General features: G+C 46.7%; 20 protein-coding genes. 11 read left to right on the forward strand and 9 right to left on the reverse strand.

Going from position 1 to position 22,357, the window contains the following annotated elements:
• Window positions 1-8 precede the first annotated feature (8 nt).
• A complete protein-coding gene (gene drmB / locus JOY44_RS26035) occupies window positions 9-1,880 on the forward strand; it encodes a DUF1998 domain-containing protein (RefSeq protein WP_171576465.1) in 1,872 nt (623 codons plus the stop codon).
• A 3-nt stretch (window positions 1,881-1,883) separates the two neighbouring features.
• Window positions 1,884-2,702 (forward strand): DISARM system phospholipase D-like protein DrmC, encoded by an 819-nt coding sequence (gene drmC / locus JOY44_RS26040; protein ID WP_171576466.1) that lies wholly within the window; start codon window positions 1,884-1,886, stop codon window positions 2,700-2,702.
• A 42-nt stretch (window positions 2,703-2,744) separates the two neighbouring features.
• Here the strand turns inward: drmC and JOY44_RS26045 are convergent, their stop codons facing one another.
• From JOY44_RS26045 to JOY44_RS26055, 3 genes are all read right to left on the reverse strand, one after another.
• Window positions 2,745-3,848 (reverse strand): PDDEXK nuclease domain-containing protein, encoded by a 1,104-nt coding sequence (locus tag JOY44_RS26045; RefSeq protein WP_171576467.1) that lies wholly within the window; start codon window positions 3,846-3,848, stop codon window positions 2,745-2,747.
• On the reverse strand, window positions 3,841-3,993 hold the full coding sequence (locus JOY44_RS26050; RefSeq protein WP_171576468.1) for a hypothetical protein: 153 nt from the start codon (window positions 3,991-3,993) through the stop codon (window positions 3,841-3,843). The genes JOY44_RS26045 and JOY44_RS26050 overlap by 8 nt, the downstream gene beginning before the upstream one ends.
• 251 nt (window positions 3,994-4,244) lie before the next feature.
• On the reverse strand, window positions 4,245-4,796 hold the full coding sequence (locus tag JOY44_RS26055; RefSeq protein ID WP_171576469.1) for a hypothetical protein: 552 nt from the start codon (window positions 4,794-4,796) through the stop codon (window positions 4,245-4,247).
• A 144-nt stretch (window positions 4,797-4,940) separates the two neighbouring features.
• Between JOY44_RS26055 and JOY44_RS26060 the strand changes: the two genes are divergently transcribed.
• Entirely contained in the window at window positions 4,941-11,711 is a 6,771-nt protein-coding gene (locus JOY44_RS26060) for a hypothetical protein (protein ID WP_171576470.1), read from the forward strand.
• Between the two features lie 164 nt (window positions 11,712-11,875).
• Here the strand turns inward: JOY44_RS26060 and JOY44_RS26065 are convergent, their stop codons facing one another.
• From JOY44_RS26065 to JOY44_RS26080, 4 genes are all read right to left on the reverse strand, one after another.
• Complete coding sequence (locus JOY44_RS26065) at window positions 11,876-12,889, reverse strand: hypothetical protein (RefSeq protein ID WP_171576471.1); 1,014 nt, start codon at window positions 12,887-12,889, stop codon at window positions 11,876-11,878.
• On the reverse strand, window positions 12,886-13,431 hold the full coding sequence (locus JOY44_RS26070) for a hypothetical protein (protein WP_171576472.1): 546 nt from the start codon (window positions 13,429-13,431) through the stop codon (window positions 12,886-12,888). Before JOY44_RS26070 ends, JOY44_RS26065 begins: the two co-directional genes overlap by 4 nt.
• A gap of 108 nt (window positions 13,432-13,539) precedes the next feature.
• Window positions 13,540-13,881 carry a hypothetical protein gene (locus JOY44_RS26075; RefSeq protein ID WP_171576473.1) on the reverse strand — a complete coding sequence of 114 codons (342 nt, stop codon included), beginning with the start codon at window positions 13,879-13,881 and terminating at the stop codon, window positions 13,540-13,542.
• 231 nt (window positions 13,882-14,112) lie between these two features.
• Window positions 14,113-14,412: a hypothetical protein gene (locus JOY44_RS26080; RefSeq protein ID WP_171576474.1), complete on the reverse strand. Its 300-nt coding sequence runs from the start codon at window positions 14,410-14,412 to the stop codon at window positions 14,113-14,115.
• A gap of 129 nt (window positions 14,413-14,541) precedes the next feature.
• On the opposite strand from JOY44_RS26080, the gene JOY44_RS26085 reads away from it, so the two are divergent.
• The 8 genes from JOY44_RS26085 (at window position 14,542) to JOY44_RS26120 (ending at window position 21,539) form a co-directional block, all read left to right on the forward strand.
• Window positions 14,542-15,333 (forward strand): hypothetical protein, encoded by a 792-nt coding sequence (locus JOY44_RS26085; protein WP_171576475.1) that lies wholly within the window; start codon window positions 14,542-14,544, stop codon window positions 15,331-15,333.
• Between the two features lie 170 nt (window positions 15,334-15,503).
• Entirely contained in the window at window positions 15,504-15,677 is a 174-nt protein-coding gene (locus tag JOY44_RS26090; RefSeq protein WP_171576476.1) for a hypothetical protein, read from the forward strand.
• A gap of 68 nt (window positions 15,678-15,745) precedes the next feature.
• Window positions 15,746-16,780 (forward strand): hypothetical protein, encoded by a 1,035-nt coding sequence (locus JOY44_RS26095; RefSeq protein WP_171576477.1) that lies wholly within the window; start codon window positions 15,746-15,748, stop codon window positions 16,778-16,780.
• Complete coding sequence (locus JOY44_RS26100) at window positions 16,780-17,328, forward strand: DUF2252 family protein (protein ID WP_171576478.1); 549 nt, start codon at window positions 16,780-16,782, stop codon at window positions 17,326-17,328. Before JOY44_RS26095 ends, JOY44_RS26100 begins: the two co-directional genes overlap by 1 nt.
• Window positions 17,329-17,416: 88 nt before the next feature.
• Window positions 17,417-17,683, forward strand: a complete 267-nt coding sequence (locus tag JOY44_RS26105) for a hypothetical protein (RefSeq protein WP_171576479.1) — start codon at window positions 17,417-17,419, stop codon at window positions 17,681-17,683.
• A 39-nt stretch (window positions 17,684-17,722) separates the two neighbouring features.
• Window positions 17,723-20,692: a hypothetical protein gene (locus tag JOY44_RS26110; RefSeq protein WP_171576480.1), complete on the forward strand. Its 2,970-nt coding sequence runs from the start codon at window positions 17,723-17,725 to the stop codon at window positions 20,690-20,692.
• Window positions 20,693-20,767: 75 nt separating this feature from the next.
• On the forward strand, window positions 20,768-21,325 hold the full coding sequence (locus JOY44_RS26115; protein WP_171576481.1) for a hypothetical protein: 558 nt from the start codon (window positions 20,768-20,770) through the stop codon (window positions 21,323-21,325).
• Window positions 21,326-21,431: 106 nt separating this feature from the next.
• Complete coding sequence (locus JOY44_RS26120; protein ID WP_171576482.1) at window positions 21,432-21,539, forward strand: element excision factor XisH family protein; 108 nt, start codon at window positions 21,432-21,434, stop codon at window positions 21,537-21,539.
• Here JOY44_RS26120 and tnpA read toward each other — a convergent pair.
• Window positions 21,536-21,877: an IS200/IS605 family transposase gene (tnpA, locus tag JOY44_RS26125; protein ID WP_171576601.1), complete on the reverse strand. Its 342-nt coding sequence runs from the start codon at window positions 21,875-21,877 to the stop codon at window positions 21,536-21,538. The two genes, JOY44_RS26120 and tnpA, sit on opposite strands and share 4 nt — an antisense overlap.
• Window positions 21,877-22,317: a ribbon-helix-helix domain-containing protein gene (locus JOY44_RS33095; protein ID WP_171576483.1), complete on the reverse strand. Its 441-nt coding sequence runs from the start codon at window positions 22,315-22,317 to the stop codon at window positions 21,877-21,879. Before JOY44_RS33095 ends, tnpA begins: the two co-directional genes overlap by 1 nt.
• Between the last annotated feature and the right edge of the window lie 40 nt (window positions 22,318-22,357).

The following is a 22,357-nucleotide window of genomic DNA, read 5'->3' on the forward strand; positions in this document are numbered from 1 at the left end:
AGGATTCCATGGCACAAGCACAACCCCGCAGCAAAGTTGGGGAACTCCGTCCCAGCCAAATTCTATTTTCGGCTGGCATTGGTGCCGTGATTGATTTGCCGAACCTCTCCACGATGGTGATGGGACTGGATGATTGGGATCTGACCCATGCGGCTGAACTGGGAGAAGAACGCTTATTGGCAGTCGTGCGGCGATCTCTCAGCTATACGGTCAAGCGGTTACTGTCCCCGCCCGTGCCACCAGAAGCCGATAGCCTGTCGCCGCTCTTAGACGAGAGCCAGCGTGTAGGCATCCCAGTTTCACCGTTCCCGACCTGGATGCTCTGTCCCAGTTGCCGTCTCCTGGCTCCGCTCCAATCTGGACTCTTCGACCTCAAGACCGATCGCTTTCGCTCCGATCAAAACCGCTACATTCACACCAACTGCCCCAAAGGGAAATATCCACCCACCGTCATCCCTGCCCGTTTTCTGGTGGCTTGCCGACATGGGCATCTGGATGATTTTCCCTGGCGTTACTTTGTCCATCGCGGTGTCGATTGTCAAAAGGGCACCTTGCGGTTGTATGAGTATGGTGTCTCCGGCTCGGCGGCTGATATTGAGGTCAAATGCGATGGCTGTGGGGCTAATCGTCGTATGTCGGATGCCTTTGGAGAGTTGGGTAAAAAATATCTGCCTCAATGTCGCGGTCGTCATGTGCATCTGCGGCATTTTGCTGACGGGGGTTGCGACCAGCAAATGGTAGGCATTTCCTTAGGAGCTTCCAATAGCTGGTTTCCAATTACCCTCTCTGTCCTCTCCATCCCCACGACGGTTGATCGGCTGGCTCAACTGGTGGAGAAACACTGGACGGTACTAGAAAAAGCCGTCAGTCTAGAAGTGCTGGCTGCTTTCCGGCTGATTGGGCAACTGAAAGAGTTTGCGAAGTATACCGACGCCGAACTCTGGGCACAGATACAGCAGTGGCGATCAGCGACAGCGGACAACATGGAGGATGAAGCTAAAGACATCAAAACGCCCGAATGGCAGGTTTTCTCTAAGGCAGATACCAGTCTCAATTCGGCTGATTTTTGGCTTTCGTCTGTGGCCGCGCCCAAAGGCTATGAGGCTTATTTCAGCCAAGTCGTGCTGGTCGAACGCCTGCGGGAAGTCCGCGCCTTAGTCGGTTTTACCCGGATTGAATCGCCTGGTGACTTTACGGAAACTGGCGAGTTGCCGGAGGACTGCTGGGCACCCCTGAGCCGCCAGGAGCCAAAGTGGGTGCCAGCAACTGAAGTGCGCGGCGAAGGTCTCTTTATTCAGTTCAGCGAACCAGCGATCTCGCAGTGGGAGAACTTGCCACAACTGAAAGCCTACAAAAAACAGAGCGTTGAAGCGCATCGGCGTTGGCGCACAGCGCGATCGCTTGATCCTGATGCCAATTACCCTGGCGTTCGCTACTTTCTACTACATTCGTTCGCTCATGCCTTAATGCGACAGTTAGCCATTGAATGTGGTTATAGCGCCGCTAGTTTAAGAGAGCGCATTTACTCCAAGTCCCCGGATGAGGATAACGGACCCATGGCAGGCATTCTGCTCTATACAGCGGCACCCGATAGTGAAGGCACCTTGGGTGGCTTAGTGAGTTTAGGAGAACCAACAACACTCGGTCGTCATATTGGTCAAGCTTTAGAGCAGATGCGCTTATGTGCCTCTGACCCTCTGTGTGCAGAGCATAGCCCGCTCCAATCCCTGAACTCCTTACATTGGGCTGCCTGCCATGCCTGCCTCTTCAGCCCAGAAACATCCTGCGAACGGGGCAACAAATACCTCGATCGGACGCTCCTGGTCCCAACGGTGAAGACCGAATTAGAGTCTCTCGCCTTCTTTCAGTCGGTAGTTTGACCTATGGCTACCCTCTCTGCCAAACTGCTGGAACAGTTACGCCGGGTCGCTCAGGAAGTGCCAGCCTCCACCCTGGACTCCCTGCTGCGAGTGCTCATGACTGTCAGTTTTAGTGGGTCATCCACACTAAAGCACAAGCTTCTGCCCTTACTGCCGAGAGCCTCATGGCGACAGTTGACCAATGACTTGATTGATGTGTGGCAGACCGAGGCGACTCTCTTAGATGGCAACGCGATCGCGACCGCCTTGGCAACTGCCGCACATTGCCAAGATAGACTCCAACAGGAGCTAACGGCTGAACTGGTTTGGACTGGACCGAATCCAGACGCACTTCCTCTACGACGCACCGATCAAGCTTTGTTACAACTGATTCGCGCCGCACAGCAAGATCTCCTGATTGTCAGTTTTGCCATCTATAACATTCCTGAGATTGTTCAAGCACTCATTGCTGCGCTTGATCGTGGGGTTAAAGTTCGCATCATCGCTGAAACCCCTGAAGCCAGCGACGGTAAAATTTCTTTTGGGATGGCAACGACCTTTGGCAGGGAGATCTTAGAACGGTTTCAGATCTATGTCTGGCCAAAGGAAAAACGTCCTGTGGATGAGCATGGGCGGTATGGTTCTCTGCATGCCAAGTGTGCTGTTTGCGATTACCAACAGCTCTTTATCTCCAGCGCCAACTTGACAGCATATGCCATGTCACTAAACATCGAGATGGGTATTCTAATTCAGAATTGTAGGCTTGCAAGACAGGTTGTGCAGCAAATGGATCAGCTCATTTTCTATGGAGATTTAACGCTTTGGGAAAGCGACTCTTCGTAACCAGGTTGGCATATCCGCTCCGAAGGAAACTTGCAAAACACTTTATTCTTCATCAGGGGTGGCGGGGTCAGCAAATAGGGAAAGCTGTTCTATCTCCTGAGATATTAGAGACTGCTCAACTTCGGCAGCGATCGCCTCCATTTCTTCCTCTAGATCTGCAATCGTCGGTAAACTCATCTGTAACTCTTCTGGTAATGGTGTGCCCATGTGGTAGGTGGAGATGCCGATTGGTTTATGAACGTCTCGCAAGGCATACTCAGCAACGGTCTTACTCTTAGTCCGGCAGAGGATAATCCCGATCGTCGGTTTATCGTCAGTACCTCGCAACAAGTCATCTACCACTGAAACGTAAAAGTTCATCTTCCCGGAAAATTCTGGCTCAAATTCGACAACCTTTAGATCAATAACGACGAAACAATGCAGGCGGAAATGATAAAAGAGCAGATCGATTCTGTATTCTTTCCCGTCTACAACCAAGGGATATTGACTGCCGACAAAGGAAAACCCCACCCCTAACTCCAGCAAAAACTCCCGAATGTGCTGAATGAGAGCTGTTTCTAGCTCTCGCTCTAGAGCTTGCTTACCTAAACTTAGGAAGTCGAACGAGTACGGATTTTTAATGACCTGCTGCGCTAGTTCGGATTGAGGATCAGGAAGAACTCGGCTAAAATTGGTAATCGCGCTGCCCTGACGACGGTAAAGCTGACTATCCATTTGATGAATCAAGACGTTGCGGCTCCAGCCATACTCAATGGTTTGCTGGATATACCAAATTCGTTCTTTCGGGGTTTTTACTGCGTCCAAAATCCGGACATTGTGCCCCCAGGGAATTAGTGCAACAACCTGTTGCACAATTTCTATATCTGGGTAAGCCCCTGCGAATGCTCTCATGTAAAGCAAGTTGCGGGCAGAAAACCCTTTAATATCTGGGAATGCTTTACGCAGGTCAGTTGCTAGTCGATTAATGACTTTGGCTCCCCATCCCTGCTGCTGCTGTCGCTGCAAAATTTCCTGTCCAATCTGCCAATAGAGCAGAATGAGTTCCCGGTTTACTGCCAGAGCTGCCCTCACCTGAGCATTGCGAATTCGCTCTTTTAGCTCACCGAGAAACTCTTCATAGCCTAGCTTTGACAGATCGTTACCCATTGCCCTTCCATTCCCAGCTTATTGATTGTATCGGAGAGGCATTTCGGACGGTAGTCCAAGTGCTTTTGGACAGTTTATGGGGCTGGCTGTTTTGACTGCGATCGCCCGTAGTGCCATACTCAAATTTTTCAGCGACAATGAGCATTAAGCGTTCAGGAGCCGATGATGATTTAAGCTAAAGCCCTGCCTGAACTGGATGACGCTGAGGATCTAGAGAAACTATTCAGTCTGGGGCGTGAAGCGTCTGGATTCGGTTGGGGCGGCATCTGAATGCCTATGTAGATGTTCTCTTGCTCCTTTACCGGATGGAACTCCCGTTGAATTTTACAGATGCCACAGCAGGAAAAACTTATAGATTGATTGTGGCAGTTGTCTCTGATCTACTCAGATGAAACATCAACGCCCCTTTTCTAAGTCAGAATAAATCAACGTTTCAACTCCCAATACAACAAGCAGTAACAGCTCCACCCAGGACAAAATCGTTACTCCAATCGGTGGATTGGGAACCAGAAACCAGAATGCTCCCAGAGCAATCATTCCTGAAGCGACAAATGTAATTTCATCTACAATTAGCTGTTGAATTTTACGGCGCTTGCGGTGCTTGTCATCCCGATGAGCAATTTCCCACCCAAACAGAGTTTCCAGGTCATCGTAGCCCGTATACTCCTTGACCTTGTCAACCAGTTTGTAGCGAATGTATCTGCAGATCGCCGAAATCTTCTCATCGTTGACCACGTAAGTCCAGCCTAGAATCAGGCATACCCAAGGAACCACCAGTAAGGCATAGTAGTTGGCAGCATTAGAAACCGCAAACGAGATGATCGTGGCAAACAAGCCCAACGTTACGTAGAGCAAGTTGTCCCGGAAGCCAATTCGTTGAGCCTGCTCAGACTTCAGCTTGTCATATTCCTTAAAAAAGATTTCAAGAATTTGGTTTTTATCGCTCATGGCTGGCTCCTACTCAAACCTACCTTTATTGTGGCTGATGAGAAGTCATTCATCAGCAAACCAAACAAATTCTCTAAACTGTGGGCAATTGTTAGGTGAAATAGCCAAAATAGTGGGTATTCAGGTTACTTGAAGGATTAGCCCATGCCTCGTGCGGTGATACTAACTGCTCTGCCTGTTGAATATTTGGCTGTTCGTGCCTATCTTATAAGTCTTCAAGAGGAAATGCATCCTCAGGGGACAATCTACGAGCGGGGGCAGTTCGTTTCTGGGGGGCGACTTTGGGAAGTTGGGATTGTTGAAATTGGCGCAGGTAATTCAGGTACAGCGTTTGAGGCGGAGAGGGCGATCTCCTACTTCAACCCAAATGTTATCCTTTTCGTCGGAGTAGCTGGAGGCATTAAGGATGTTGTACTGGGCGATGTCGTTGCCTCAACAAAAGTTTACGGATACGAATCTGGTAAGACAGAAGGAACGTTCAGACCTAGACCAGAAGTTGGGCTAAGTGCTTATAGTCTGGAACAACGAGCCAGAGCCGAAGCTAGAAAATCAGATTGGCTACAGAGATTGTCGTCCGTTCCTTCTCCTGTGCCAAAAGTTTATGTCGCGCCAATTGCGGCTGGTGAAAAAGTAATCGCTGCGATCGAGTCGGAAATTTTTGAATTTTTGCGCTCCAATTATGGAGATGCGATCGCGGTTGAGATGGAAGGATTTGGCTTTCTCGATGCAGCTCGTGCCAATCAACAAGTGTTCGCACTGATAATTCGTGGCATTTCTGACCTGATTTATAACAAAACTCAAGCAGACACGGAGGGCTATCAAGAGATCGCTGCACGTCATGCTAGTGCTTTTGCATTTGAAATCTTAGCTAAATTCAATTACGAATCAAAACAGGGATTTGAACCGAAGCCTCGTCAGGCTGAGCAAATGGTTCAATATGGCTCTGATTATGCTCAAGGATATCAGACAGTCGTTCAGTCAGGTGGAGTAGCCTATAACGGTGGAATTCACATTCATACTTCTCAAAACCAAAACAGCTTACGGCATTTAGAACTTCAGTTAGCTATTTCTAATTCTGAGTTAGAGCGCTTATCCTCAGGGATTTCCGAAGACATCAATGCCAATAAATTGGAAGAGATTTGTGAACTTGAACGTGAAGGACTGGTGCGGAGTGCTCATAGTGGAACTAGAGAACTACGCGATTCGGAAAATTGGAAGATATTTGAGAGACCAGTCCAAGCAAAGATTCTTAAGATGTTGGCAGGCTACGCGATTGTATTGGATGACGATGCCATTGAAGCGAGTAATCTGCTTGAGCAAGCTACTCAGTTAGATCCTAAAGCGGATACAATCTTCATCCGAACTCTGATTTGCTCTCGCACTCAAGGTGTACAGGCTGCATTAGCAGAACTTAGTAATTTTAACGATATTAGTCTCTTCAACTTAAAGCTTGCTCTGCTGATAGAGATTAGTCGGGCTAATGAAGCGATCGCAACAATTCAGACAATTCCCAATAATATTCAACCTAACGCCGAAACTCATCGTCTACATGCATTAGCCCTTCTAATTGAAGGCAATATACTCGAAGCACAACAGAAGATTCAAGAAGCTGTTTCTGCCAATTCCGAGTGGGAAACGGTACGTGAAACAGAGGCAGTCATTAAATACCATAGTGCTTTATCTCCTGCTGCCTTGCAAAAGGGTAGGTTCCCTCTTCCTGAACCTGTTGATAAAGCATTTATCAAGCATGATGACGACAGTTTAGCTCGTCTACGAAAGGCTGAAGCTGCGTTTGCCAGACTTGCTTCAGAATCGGAGAGAGCAGAAGATTTACGGCAGTACTGGAAAATCTGGCAGCTTGCTTGTTTGGCTAATGATCCGGATCGACAAGATGAAGCGCAAGCATTTTGCCTACGTCTGCTTGAAGAGAATTCAGCTAATACAAAGACAATTGTTTGGGCGATCGCACGAAACTACGAAATTGACACTGCGGTCAGTCAAAGAACTTTAGATAAATCCCTTAAGATATCTACCAATGATAGAGATGCGATTGAACGTATTACTGTTCTGCTCTGGCTCTACCTTAATGATGATAATTCTGAAGCTGCCTTAGACCTTCTAAATCGAACAAGAGAGAAGTTTGCACAGCACGGTGATCTTAATTACTGGCTCTTTTGGTATATTCAAGCTCTCATAGCAGTTGAGAGACTTGAAGAAGCGCTTCAGGAAATTGAAGCTGTATCTGATCCGCAAGCACGTCGTCTCTTAAGAACAGCAGTTTTACGAGAAATTGCTACAGAATCCGGTGATTGGCAAGCAGTGATTGAGCATCTGGAAAATTGCTTTGAGGAAACTCAAGATGGCAAATTCTTGTATGAGTGCTGTTATCTAAAAGCCTATCTTCAAGACTGGTTTTACGTTGCAGATCAATCTGAGGTATTGCTTGAAAAAATTGGCACACCCCGTGCTTTGAGCCTTGCAGTAGATTGCTCTCACAGGGCAAAACGACCAGGTCGATGTGTGAAACTTTTAAGTGAAAACCAAAAGCTTTTCCCGAATGGTGTTCTGCCTGACTACTTACGTCATCTCAAGGTTTGGTGCTTAGCTCAAACTGGTGCTATCACAGCAGCAGTACATGAAGCGGAATCTTTGGCAAAAGACTATCCAACTGCAAATAATCTAGCAACCCTACTGGCAATTCAGTTCCGGCAGGGAGATGCTCATGGAATGGTAATTACAGCCAGGTACTTATTAGAGAAGAACGATGTTCCACCAGCCAATCTTTTACAAGCCGCAAGATTAGTTCAGCCTAAGGACTTAAGGCTAGCTCGTCAGATCTGGCAAAAGGCAACGGAAGCTTCAGTTGATCCAGACATATTAGGAGAAGTAATTGATATAGGCTTCAAGTTATCGCTTGATGCAAATGATGCAGAATTTCGTCAGTTCCTACATCAAGCTCAACTTCTAGCCCTCGAAGATAAAGGACCTTTTAAAGCAGTTCCGCTCAGGGAAGTTATTTCTCTACAACGCAGTTGGTCAGAACATGCAAACGAACTGAATACAAAATATGACCGTGGAGGACTTCCCATTCACTTGGTTGCTGAAGCAGGTAGATTCCCCCTTGTAAATCTCTTCCGAGATCTCCTGCAAAAGAATGCTGTGGCACCAAATCCGCACCGCCAACCATCAATCCTCGTAAGGCATGGTGGTCGTCCGGTGCAAGCGCATCCTTTGTCAGAAGAGTTTAGATTATCTTGCACTCACTGGCGATTGCATTTAGATATATCAGCTTTTCTACTAGCTGATTACTTAGAAATTCTTGACCTTTTGGAAGAGCATTTCAAGCCCCTTAAAGTTTCTGCTGTATTTCAGCCAGCTCTAGCACGCCAGCTTCAGATGCTACACTCGCATCAACCTTCCCGGTTAGAGCTATATCGACAAACGCTAGAACTGTTGTACAGAAATGTTCTCAAAGAACTACCACGGCGAATGGAGGTTTCCATTTCCTTCAGCTGTGATTTGGTGGAAAAGAAAGGGCAACAGTGGATAGCTCTATTGGAAAAGGCAAAAACTGAAGGTGGTTATCTAGTTGAGTTTCTACCATTACAGGTATGGATTACTGAGGAAGAGCTACAACCAATATCTTTATCACCAGAAGATCAAGCACAGGTTATCAATTGCCGTTCTTTGTTAGAAGCACTTAGGCAAAGCAAAGTAATAACAGACAACCAATACCAATCAGCATTAACGGGTTTGGGAAGTGAAGGACATTCAGAACCTTCAGCTTTACTACCTCAACTAAACGTTCCAATTTATCTTATGGGTGGCACTGCTTCAGTTCTAGCAGAAGCCAAAATACTTAATAAAATCTGTCAATATTTTCAAGTCACCGTTGACTATACTTACCTTGATGAGGCACGGCTCGCTATAAGTAGCAACGAACAGCGTTCAAGACTTGTGAGTGAGTTAACTGATCTAATAGAGCGTGTGCGGGATGGATTAGAGAAGCATACTTATGAAACAGTTACGCTGCCGGATAGTAAAGCTAATCAGGAATTAGAACATGAGAATGAGAATAACCTCGATTTACTAACGGCATTTGATTTATTTAGATTCGAATCTCAACTTGATAATGATATAGATGTTATTTGGATTGACGATCGCTTTTTCAATCAATATCCTCATCACACTCAAATTATCACTATCGTTGAAGTACTTGATGCGCTTCTTGCTGTTAATGCGCTCAGTCAAGATGATTACTACGATAAACTATTGCAACTCCGTAAAGCCAACACCCGCTATATTCCAATTAGTGGTAAGGAAATTGTCTACTGGCTGAGACAGGCACCAATAATCGATGGTTCTATTAAGGAAACTGAGGCACTGGCGCTTCTTAGGCAATATATTGCTTCTTGTCTCATCGACACTCATAGATTGCAACTACCTCCTATACCGGACAATTCTCCAAATCCTCAGGGTGAGATAACCTTTCTACTAAGCTGCCTCCGTGCAACTGAAGACGCGATAATTGCTGGATGGTTGGATACTTTGGTAAGCAATGAGGATGCTGTTGCTTACGCTAACTGGATGTTGCTTAATCTTTATACGGGAACTTTTGGATTCCGCCACCTAACGCCAACTAATGATTCTAATGGTAATGGTACTGACCTGATTGGGCTGGATATCAGCAGTTTATATATAAGTGGCATCCACCTATGGCGAGAGCAAAACAGCAATAGCTTAGAGGAACAGAGCCTTCGGCTGCATTACTTTACTTGGCTTGACTGGCAATTGACTGACCGACGATTTAAGGCTAACCCAGATGCTGCAAATATTACATCAAAAGCCATTCACTTCTTGCTTTATGAACAAAGCAAAGCCCATCAAGAGGATGAATTACAAGACCAAGTTGTCCGTTACATTCATCAGCAATTCTATTATGATCTTCCCGATTCCCTTTGCACTGAAATAAAATCTGATCAAGAACTGATGGATTGGCTTGGGATTAGAACTATTCCTTCTATCAAAATTGATAGGTTGAGTTTGCCATCAGCAGAGTTTTGGCAAGCTGCTGAAGCGGCAGTAAATGGCAAAGAGGCTACTATTACTGCACTGGAACCTGAAATTGAACTTAGAATTCAACCCGCTACGAACAATTCTGCAAGAGACGTTCTGGAGATCAGAAGTTATGACGGCTCAATTGTGCAAGGAATAGACGATGCATTATTCCAATTGTTACATCATGACTCATCTCCAGGAGTAGAGGTTCTGAGATCGCGCCGATTTTGGTTAGATTGTGATAATAAAACGCTGGATAAGCTTATTGCTGAGATTAGTACTATCGAAGAACCCCGTGAGCGCTTTGAACAGGCTAAAACGTGGCGAGCTCAATCTGCGGCTTTCTTCTATAAAAAGCTTGAATTAGAACTTGCTCATACTGATGAGTTGAGTATGAGTGAGTTAATGCCTCCCTCAGCTGAGGGATTACTCAGACATTTTCGTATGGATACAACTATCACCAGTGGTGACGCTTTTCATGCTCGTCTGAGTCAAGCTGCTCAATCTCTAATTGCTGAAGAAGGTCTTGAAGAAGCGTTAGAACGGTTGGCTTGTCTACCTGTTAAATTGCCCTTAGTAATACTAGAAGAGCTAGGTAAGTTAGCTCCTGAAGACAGACAGTCTCTATTCAAGAAGCTCACTGCCTCTTGGGCATCCCCCATATGTAAGTTTCATCTGATTGATTTGGCTTTGTGTTTTCCCCAAAAGGAAGAAAGTGAATTAGTGAAGCATTTACTCAATGAAGTTTACAGTGATACAGCTATCCCTCACTTCAATCTACTTAGTGTGCTGTTGCAACTAACAGATAATGCATTTAGTTTCCGCCCTGATGTTAAAGAATGGTCTGTCCCCGTCAGATTAGCTATGACCTGGGCACATGCAAGTAAACTGCAAAATTTCCTAGATATTCCAGGTTTAAAACTTCAGGAGTTTATTGAAAATCTTTGGGTAATGCTTCAGAGCCAAGTCAATCCAGATAGATTTAATCGAGACGTGAAGTTTTGGAATGACATACTCCATCCCCATCGTTTTGACCGAATTGTTATAGCCGTTCATGGGCTTGCATCTTTGTTACAGGATAAGCCATCAGAAGTACTAACCCAAACTGGAGTGATTGAGTGTATACAAGCATTTGCTTTGAAAACAGTTGACGAGCATCGTGTTCCTAATACCCAGCTCTTCCGAGACCCAATGCTAGCACAGGATAGTTTAAGGTCAATTTTAGGGGGCGATCGTGGACACTGTTTAGCTCCGTTCTTTGGCTCAGAACTAGCTCAGTATCTTGAATCGGCATCTTTAAAGGCAATTATTGCAGGGGCAATCCAAAATCTTGAAAGTGATCCAACTGATCTAACTCAATGGAACTGGCTTAATGCTGTTGTTGGGGATTTACCTATTTATGAGGATTTGAGAGACTCATTCAAACAGGTTGTTGCAGGGAGCAGCATCACTACATGGTTCAAGCTCAACCGTGATCTTGGACTTTTAGCATTGGATATTGCATCCGATCAAATTAATTACATTGGTGATGAAGAAGTACGGTCGTATCTAGAAAATCAATTATTGTCTCTCGTGCGATCATTGGATGAAGAGGCACAAAACAATATTAACGAGAATGTAGTCGCCCAGTTGATAGAAATAATATTTAAACTTTCCATCAAACCAGGAAAACCTTGTGAAACTAGTAAACATGCGGCTGATCTAATGAGCAGAACGGCGGATACTTGGCAAGAATTAGCTGACACACATATATATACTGGACTATTTAAGTTAATTCAGGAATTACCCACAGAACAGCTACATGGATTTTGGAAAGCTTTTCTCCATCTTCGAGCCTTACGAAGTCGGCTGGTTTGATTAAGATAGGAGAGAAAGGAAGCGATGGATGATAAGAGGCTAGGTAGAAAATTATTCCCTTATACATAAAAACTATTTGAGCCTGAACAAGCTGAATTATTCTTTAGTCCTGAATGCATTGTAGAAAATATCAGGAAGAGACTTCAGCAGAATCATCCTTTTAATTACAAAGGGTATTGCTGTATCAGTTGAGTCGTGGTTATCCAGCCGAGTTGAGAATGGAGAGTGTAATGAATTCCATCAATCACCATCGCTGCTACAACCAATCCTTGGCGTTTCATTTGATCAAACCACTCATTGAATCCCTTCGGTAAAATTGAGTTCTTCTCAATCTGCAATTTCCAGTTCTTGACGATCGCCTGATAAAGATACCCAACCGGATTTTTGATCTGCTGTTTCTGCTGTTGGTGATTCAGATAATCAATTGCAGCTTGTACTCGATCAGGAAATTGCGCGATCGCCCTTTTGAGGGCAGTCGGTAAAGGGGAACCTGCCGGATGCGCTACCGCTTGAGCTACTGCATCTATAAGTTCTGGGAACTCTGCATCTTGAATTGCAAAATCGTTCCCAGAACTAGCCCGAGAAAGGTTATCTCCTCCGAGCGTTCCGGCTTCTACTTCAGAAGCTTGATTGCAACTTTGTGTTTTCAGGAAATCCATATCTTCAAGATTTTCATTCATGTCTGAAACAACATCCGTTTGTTGTTCTGAGAAAGAAGTTTCTGGAGAAGTTTCTGTATTTGCAATGCGACCAGATCGCGCATCGATGTGATCGCTGTTCACAAATCGAGGTGCGACCAGATCGCAAAAGTCTTCTGTAAATGTATTCAATCTTTCGTAATCGATTCGGTAGAACATCACTCGCTTGCAGCAAGAAATCCAATGTTGTGCCGTCTCAATCAATCCAAGCTTTTTCAGATTAGCGATCGCTTTCCTCAACCCATACTCACTCATCCAGGGGAACTGTTCTTGCCAAGACTTAAGTGAGTTGTAGATCCATTTAGTTCCGTCGATCATCCAACCTGTTGTTGCAGGGTTGAGCGTCCAGTAATACAGTTGTTGCAGGAATGCTCCCTCATCAAACCCTGTTCCTGATTTGCCCAAAGCTTGCTTGAGCCGTCCTGCCAGTTGCGGTGGAATGGGGATTGAGTTTATTTCAAGTGTTTTATTGCTCATCATAGACACCCTTTTATAAATTGATTGATTGATTGATTCGTCATCAAGTTTTGGAAACCCATTCGCTCAAGTCGTCTGTCTGTTCCCCAAACTATTTGCTTGAGCCTGGAAAGTTGAACTTTCATCTGTTCCTGTTGCTTCTCTAACGCTGCGATTTGTTCACCTCGCGCGATCGCGGCTCGAACTTCACCCACGGCTCGATGGGAAAGGTGTTTGGTTTTCACCTTGGGTTGACCGGATTTCTTGCGTTCTCCTGTAAGTCGGCGCAGTTGATAGTAGGTGTATTTTTTTTCGTTTTTGATTTTGGTGTAGGGTTCAATCCAGCAGTTGCGGTAAACGTCGCCTTCTGCGGCAATGGTTTGGATGGAATGACATAAGCGATCGCACTCACTCTGTAAGGTGTTGAGAGTTGTAAGGTAAGCCGATAGCCAGTTGAGTTCTGGAAACTCTTCAAGATTTAGAACGATTGAGGTTCCCAGAACTTGAGGGGTAGCGACTTGGAAGACAGGGCAGCGTTCGACCGTCTCAAGGGTAAAAACTTGCATGAGGAATTGCCCCACGACAATGGTGGGTTCCAGATGGAAGAGAAACGCGATCGCATAAAACCGCCTGCTCTACGCGATCCGCGCTTATTGGGGATTGTTTAGAGGTGATCAGAAGGGCAAAGCAATATCGTGCAAGTCTTTGGAAACCAGCACGATCCACAAGCTATGGCGATAACCGAGGGCAACAGTACCAAAACCAAATCGTTCTCGGTCTTGCTCCCAGTGTTGAATGGATTGCAGAGCAGAGTCGAGGCTAGGCATTTGACAGAAGGCTATCAGCGTGGGGCTAGCTGGACTAGAACAACAGCCTTCGGCGTAGCCTTTAAGGTAGTGAAGGTTATCTTGAAATTCTGCGTGGGGAACGCGGTGATTCATCCCATCCCGAAATCCGGCACTAAAAATCTGATTCGGTGCAAGGGATGTACCATGCCGGGTATGTCTTGGTATCATATGTTGTAAGTCTGTAAAGGACATTGAGAAGGCGATCGCTTAGTTTTTCCAGGACACAGCGATCGCTTTCTCATAGACTCCCTCTGCATTTTCTAACCTGGCTTGGGACAGGCTAAGGCTGCATTAGTTCATTTCATAAGAGTTCTCCGACCTAAAAGCGGATTTTTAGATCTTTGGCTGGTGAAATATTTTGCAATGATGCCTGAGCAATAAAATCTTTGAACAGTTATATCAAGATTCTTTTGTTTCTTGGGCTTGAGCACGTTTTGCTAGCTCAGAAATAATCTCTGTTGCCAATGTTGCAAGTTCATCAGTATTTAGTTCTTCTATCCAACCTGGCTTAAGAGATATGAAATTTCGGGCTGGACGTGCTGATATTTTTGCCAGTCCTTCCTTCAAAAGAAAGCGAATCATCTGAGTTAGATTTCGTTCTTCCTCAGCAGCAACAACCTCTAAAGGCTCTCGAAGTCCTTCAATATCAATGCTGATGCGATCCACTGTTTCGTGCCCAATTGGTTCTGAAATAAGCATACTCTAACCTCAGCGCTAACTAATGGTTCAATCTGGTGCATTCTGGTGTATTCATGCTACCATCCTTCGTAGGAACTTGGGTAAGAATCAACCCACTTCTCATTTAGTTCTTTTTAGGGAATTATGAATATGGCTGAACACCTTGATTTATCAGCAGTTGAGCCGATGACAGAGCCGATCGCCTTTTCGCTGGAACTCGATCTGCCACCAACCCCAGAAGCCTTGAGCGAAGTGGCTGAGACTTCCCCTGTCACTTCTCACGAAGGTAGTACGAATGCTCACCCTCGCCTTTGGCGACCAGCCGAGCCGCAGTTCACAAAAGCGATCGCCCAGTATTACGGGGTGTCTCGCAAATCAGTTCAGCAATGGTTTCAAAAGGTCAAAGATGCCTGCCCGTGGTTTACTGAAACCGATTTGAAACTGCCTGACGAGCGGTATACCCCACTCTGCATCGAACTGATGGGTGGGTATCGAACCTCTGAGTTACCCTTTGAAGCCTGGAAAGCCCAGCTTTGGGAGCAAAACCCTGATCTGGTCACCGCGTATCACGCCTCTACGTCTCAAAGTCAAGCTGCCGACCCTCCGACAACCGCCGCAATTACCCTGCGAGAGTCTGACGTACCGCTCCCTGTGCAGGAGATTCAACCCCTGAATCTAACCGTGGTTGACTCTACCCAACGTCTTGCTGAAGCTATTACCCGCTTGAATAGCACTCTCCAGCAGTTTGTCAGCAACGATCAGACCCTGGAAGATGCCCTCAAACAGAATGCCACTCAAAAAGGCTCTCGGTTGGGAACCGAACTGGCGATCGCGGAAATGGGCAGCATGATGCAGGCAACCGACTCGGCACGGGTGGAGTTGGCAAAAAAGCTGGGCTTACTGTCTATCCCCGCCGATCCACCCCAACAGCAAACTGCCTAATACCGGTCGCGATTGCTGCGTTGATGCTGCTTACTTGTGCCCTTGCTTGGCGCGTTGTTTATTTGCCGCAAACCTCAAATGCCCCAAAACTGCCCACCTCAACGCTTCTCCCCTAGCAGAGTCATCAATTCGTCTCTAACCCTTCACTGAAATTACAACGGATGCATCTCATGACCGCGACCACTCTTGAAGCTCCAATCGCTCTTGAAATCAACCTTTCAGAACCCTTATTCCGACGATTGCAACAAGTGCTTGATGCTGACCCAACCCAAAGTTTTGATGACCTAACCAATCAGGCTCTCACGGCTTATTTGCTGCACCTTAGCGCTTTAGATGGCAAGTAACGCTCATCCAACTGTCTACCTCCTGCTTTTAGCAATGGCGGTGTTCTCTCACTTTCTGGAGACAAATCATGACGTTCAATTCTCAATACGACCCCCAAGCCTGGATCAAGCATGTCATCTTTGATCCTCAGCATGGAGCCTTGTTCCCTTATCGAATGCTAGCTGGAGCGTTTGGGATTGGTGTGGACCGAGAACCCACTCTCAATCAAGCTTTGGGATGGCTAACAAGCGGACAACACTATGTTGAACAACTGGGTCGGACGTTCATAACCCTCGCAGGGTTGTACGCGATCACAGACTTGCTCGGAACTCCTGAAGGGCAGCTATTCAAGCAAGCCTTGATGTCCTGGAGTCAAACCCATCAACCGTTTGGTGGATTTCAAGCTTCTCACGTTGCGCCGATCCAAACTCCTCAAACCTCTTCCCCAATAGAGGTTGTGCCTCACAGTTCATTGGTTCAGGCTCATTCCATGCCCACCGGGATGAGCGAATATTCTAGTCAACCTGGAATGCTCCAGCCTCGTTTTCCCCAGACGAGCCTTCATGATGTTCATCGGGCGAATCATCAGCCGTCTATGTATCCTGGTGAGGCTTTGCCCAGATCACAGGTGGCTCAAGAGCTTGCAAACGTTCTGCGCCCCGAAATTGAGCGTGCGGTTTATGCTGCCACTGCTACAACACGGGTTTCCGAACCGACCAGTCCAAAGGATCAGCAGATTCTAGACGCATTGAAGTGGCAAAGAGAGTCTGATTTGCAACTGATTGAAGGAGTCACTAATGCTCAAAAGGTGGTTGCTGATACTTCTCAAAGCTCTGTCCAAGCGACAGGCAACGCGATCGCTCAAGTTCAAGTGGCAAATGCCGTAGTCAACGAAAGCCAGGGATGGCGGCAAAGTGCTGAACTCTGGCTCGATGGGGTAGACTTACCCACGCTGATTTTTGCGATGTGCCTAGGGATGCCCCTAGTTGCCTTCGCTGCTTGGATTATTGCCTCAACTGCGCTTACTATCTTTCGTCCCTCCTCTTCCCTGCCTCCAAGGGGTCCGGTGGCTGCTTTAATTCACCCAACTTTTGATGTTACTCAAAGCGAGAATTTAATGTGATGAAAGAACCGAACTACTCTCAAAGACCCAGTAGCCATCGCCCCTCCATCACGCCATACCAAAAGCGACCTCAAATTCGGCACCTGACCGAGGTTGAGTTTCAAGTTGCTTTAGAGCAGGTCAAACGCGAACATCGAGGCGTGATGCTGGCGATCGCTCAAGGTGAACTGTCTCGTGACTACCATGTGCTCGACCAACGTCTAATTGAGGTTGGCATTGCTGAAGTGGGCGTTGAAATGACAAAACAAGACTTTTCAATCGTCGTCAACAAGCTGATCCAAAAGCGGTTTCAAGCGGCAATGGCATTTGACGATGCAGCAGCGGCTCCCTTTGAATGGGATCTCCATCGTCAAGGAATTGCTGCCAAGCTTGCAGCCATGCAGATGAAGGTGGATTCGACGGATCAAAAGAATCTGGACGACCAGGAAATCTTGAAACTGCGCGGGTTGATTTCGCAGTTTGCCAACTACTCCACTGGAGGGATTGGAGCAAAAGCCACCAAAGTTGAACGGGGCTTCGAGGGCAATGTCCGGCAGTTGTTTCAATAAGGGCTGCCGTTGTTCCCCATCTTGCCATTGCCTCGATGGATCTTCTCAACCTCTGCCTGGAAGCAGCTTTTTACGATTTGGAGTGCTAATGAACCGCTTAGCGATCGCCGTTGCCACCTTCTTCTTGCTAAACCGCAGCACGACGCTGGTGCAGTGGATTTTGGAATCACAACTCCCGCTGCCCAACCTGGCAATTTTCCTGGTTACTTTATTGGGTGGGCTGATGCTTTTCTATTCCACGGTGCTTCAGGGAAGCCGATTTTGGAGAGACTATCAAACCTCCCTCAACCTCTATGCTCCAGCAGGTTTAGCAGGGTTTGCCCTCAGTCTTTGGCAATTCATGCTCCCTGGCTAACCTGTCTTTCTTTTCAATGCAAGCCAACGCGAGGTTCATATGGTTGATCAGTTTTATGGTGGCGCACCTCCGGAATTCTCGACGACTAATGAGAACACCCGGTATGAAGGTGCGTCTGCTGTGATCGCTCCGTCAGAACCCGATGCCGGCTACCTCAAACGAACCGCGCATGGGTTAACGGCACTGGCGATCGCCGCTGTTTTTACCTTTGTGATTCCATCTGACCCAAACAACCGTTGGTTCTGGAATCTGTTGCAATGGGGCGGCTTAACGTCCGCGTTTGCCGCCGTTGCTCTGTACAGCAAGGTTGAGGAGGAGGAAGAAAAATTGCAAAATAGCCTGGAGATGCAGGTTCAGGAGGCTATTACCACGACCGCAACTCGCTTAAAGCAGCAATACGAAAGCCACCTGTATCAGCTGCAACTTCAGCATCAAGATGATCGGCAAACAATTCATCAGCAGTATCTTGCCGCCGCTCAAGCGCAAGTAGATCAGTTGACCTACCGCCACCAGCAACAGCTTGGGCAATTCCATACCCAGATGGAGCACTCGCAAGGGGATGCAACCCTGTGGCAACATCAAGTAGAGGCTTTAAATCTGGAGTTGACCCAGGTGCAGGCAGCGGCACTAGAGCAACTGAATCAGGAGCGAGACACCATTGCCCTCAAAGAAATGCAGTTCCAGCGCCAGCAGGAGCAGTTAGAACTTGAGCGACAGCAACTCCAAGCAGAGCACCAGCAACTGGACCATTGGCTAGCGGAACAAAGACAGTCCTTAACCCAGCAAAAAGAGGCTCTAGAGTCACGAGAAGTGACTTTAGAAACCAGTCTTGCCCAGCAATATCAAGAGCATCTCCAGGAGCTTCAATCGCGGGAACAGACATTACGCGATCTCGAACTGGCATTTGAAGAACAACTGGAGCAGCGGGTGCTGGCAGAAGAGACAAGGCTCAAAGAGCTTGAAGCCCAGATGATGGCAAACTTTGAGCGATTGTGGTCTGAGCGGGAACAGCTTTATTCGGCTCTGGCAAATAAGGCAATGACCGAGGCGTACAGGCTCAAGCAGCCGGATAAAACGCCCGGTGCCACCCACGAAGAACTATTGGCAGATAAGGTGATTGACCTGCTCTATCGGCATGGCATTATCGCCAAGCGCCCTGTGGTGGAACCCAAGCCTCACAACCAGTTTGACCTCACCTTCACTATTCTCCCGATTGATCCAGTGCTCAACCAGAACCGGGGTGACGATGAACCGGAATACATTACTAATCTAGTCGATGCCTTTAAGCTGATTCAAACCAAGCTGCTCGATGGCATCAAGAATGTCGTCAATGGCTGTGCCTCTAAACCCCAAGCAGAGATGGTCTATGGCGGCATTCAGCTTGCGATCGACATCTCTGGAATTGATTGGGAAGCTCAAGCCCAAGAGCGTAAACGGGCGAAAGAACCGCAAGTCCTTGAAGCGGAACCCGATTGGCTGCTGGTGGTCGCAGAAATAGGCAATCACTTTCGGATTACTGGACCGACTGACTCTGGTAAATCTGCCCTGGCAGATAACCTGGTTGGGTCGCTGCAAGCCGTGTTTGGCACGTTAAGCGTCACTCTAGCTGATCCCAAATATCCCTTTACCGAATGGACGACCTTTCAACCGAACTTTAAGGGAGCTGAGGAGTGCTTAGTTGGGGTGGGCAAGCTGGAGCGATTAGTGGATTCTCGCTTTATTCAAGCGCGGTTGGATAAGGATGCAGGGAGAGCAATTCGAGAATTTCCAGCAGAACTCTTTGCCCTTGATGAAGCCGAAATCTTGATGGATGAAGCTCGATTGCGAGATGACATTGATCCCCCTGGACGCGGGCAACTCTCGATGCAACGAAACCTGGCGCGGATGTTGCGGAAAGGCTTGAAACTGGGGCGTGGGCTGACTAAGAAAAAAGGTAAAGGGCTGAAGGTTTTATACGTGGCACAATCCCCATTGTGTAGCCGTTTAGGACTCAACCGAGATGACTTCGATCAGTCCGTCAACATCTTCATCGGCGAGAACATTCCTCGCGCTTTGGATGAGGAATTGAAAGGCAAAGTTAGCTCCACTGATAAAGAGTTTTGGTTGGCTCAATATCACCTGCGGGTTGCACGCGGCGATTCATACTTTTGTTTGGTTAAAATGCCTGGAAAACGTCCCTTTATTGCTTCCATGCCTACTCCTGGCACCTATGCCGTCAATGGCGTTACTATCTCCCACTTATCTGAACCAGAACCTGTAAATGGAACTATCAGAGATGAAGACTTAGATACGATTAATCTGGATGACCAGACTCATGTTGAGACAACCTTTGATTCGTCTCATCCCTCTGCTGACTCTGAGGTTGATCAGGTTGAGAACTCCCCCAAGGGTGAGTTTGATTTAAAGCTCCCTTACCTGAACAACCTTCCTCCTGAACAAGTGGCACAGTTACTCCAAGGATTGGGCTTTAACCAGGGTGAAGATAGCTCTCAAGATGACCTAAAAGCTTCCTCAGATAACAGTTTGGGGCAGGTTGATCAAGGTTTTAGTGAGGATCAAGACTGGCAACCTGATGAGGTTGACAGATCTTCCTCGGATATCCCCCCACCGGAAGCAGGTTTTGACCAGGTTGACCAAGTTGGGGAGGTTGAGAGGCTTGGGGAGGATGGTAAGGTTTTGCCGCCATTTAACCCTCAAAATGCAGATGTCACTTCCGCTGCAAACCTTGATCAATCCTCTCCTTCTTTCCCTGCAACTCCTACGAGTGATGTCGCACCTGAGACAGATAGTCTGCATGTTTTGCCCTGGTCTTCTACGGCAAAACCAGGCAGGTTATTCGAGAGTGCCAAAGGGCGAATTACTCAACTCATGGGTCAAGGGTACACAAAGCCGTTTGAGATTTGCACGGCAATTTGGGGGAAAGCTATTAACCCGCACTCCAAGCCTTACAACGGCAAAGGAGGAGTCAAGAATTTAGTCGAGAAACTGATAACAGACTTGAATCAGTAAGTTTTAGCTAAAGCGTTTTGAACAACTTTAGTATTCATTTCTCAGTGGACATTCTTTCTCCTAACAAGGAGGTCAATGATGACGAACAGCACTTCATCAGCACGAGGAAAGCAGTTATTCAACTCGCTACTGACCATGGCAGGTCTTGTGGTAGTAGGTGTGGCTGGAGTTGCGTTTTATGCCAATACAAAAGAGTCCAGAGGTGCTTATGGGTCTGGTCATCTACCTTTGACTAATCATCCAACACAAGGAGAAATAAGTCCGCAGATAACCATCCCTAATTCTGAACTGACTCCTTATGTGCCCAAAGCCAATCCATCCCTAAGTGCATCTGGTAACCCCGGTAGTCGATGGAAAGATTCTTATCGAACCTATCAGATTCCTGCCTATTGCAATGGATCACCTAGCAGCGGGGCAAACTTCAGGCAGTATCCGACGCTAGATTCCAATGCAATTTTGGGCGCTGTTGAGTCTGGACAAACCATTTGGCTAACAGGGCACAGAATCAAAAGTGATGGGGTCGTGTGGTATGAATCGATTAACCCGATGCCGCTGGCTCCAACAACCGATTCAACGGCTCAAAACAAGTTGGATGCTTATCAAGTTGGCTGGATTGCAGATTGCTTCTTTTAACAAGTTGCTAATCGCCAATACCTGTAGCTCTTAAAATCTGCCGAAATTAAGAAGTTGCACCAAAATAGAGAAGGGTTTGTAGTGGTTTAGTCAATAATCTGTCGCTGTGTCCGCCAAAGATGCTTTTCACGGGATTGTTATTACTGCCCTCCAGAAAGATGGGTGGCTCATCACTCATGACCGGAGGTATGGGATTCAAGCCCCGCTCCTTTAGGACGGCTTTTCTTGATTTCTAATGTATTCCTTTAGAACCTCTAATGGCGCTCCTCCAACTGAAAGCGCAAAGTAGCTAGGACTCCAGAGTGCTTCTTTGTGTGGTTTTGGCAATCCAGCTTGTCCGTAACGACGGCTCGATACCCCTTTGAGAGCATTAACCATCTGAGAAACTGAAAGCTTTGGAGGATACTCTATCAGTGCGTGTGCGTGGTTTCCTTCGCCATTAAATTCAAGAATCTGGAAGTTCATCTTTTCAGCGACTTCACGAAACGATTTTTCAATCAAATCAAGGCTTTCAGCCGTAAATATAGACCGACGATATTTAGCCACGCAGATTAAGAACTGGGGCTAACGTTGTACTTAGGCTTGAAACGGGCTATACATTTTTTCTCAAAATCGACCCTACTAGATTTTATTCTTTCAATCCAATGTATTCTAGCGCTAGGATTTTCCTGCAAAAGCGATGCCCTTTTGTGGTGATTGCCAGTCATCCTTTCATAAAGATTTTGAGCGTTCCCAATATAGATGACCTCTTCGTCATCCATCACAAAATACACGCAGGAAACTTGCTGAACCATTTGCCATTTTGACAGTGGGACAGAGGGGAGTAAGTAAGGGGTGATTGTTGCTGGCTTTATCCTTTTGGGGTTGATCTTCTCTTCTAAAGATCTGATGTAACTCCTAATAACATCAGTTTGATTTCTCTCTGTCATCTCGCAGAACTCTTGTAGCAGTTCAAGTTCTGACTCAGGCAATCTAAGATTTAAGGTCCCCATTTGTAATGCAAAATGCGTTACAATGATTCTAGCATAGTTG

Origin of the sequence: Leptolyngbya sp. Cla-17 (assembly GCF_016807185.1) — a bacterium.
In the GTDB taxonomy this organism is placed as follows: domain Bacteria; phylum Cyanobacteriota; class Cyanobacteriia; order Leptolyngbyales; family Leptolyngbyaceae; genus ULC077BIN1.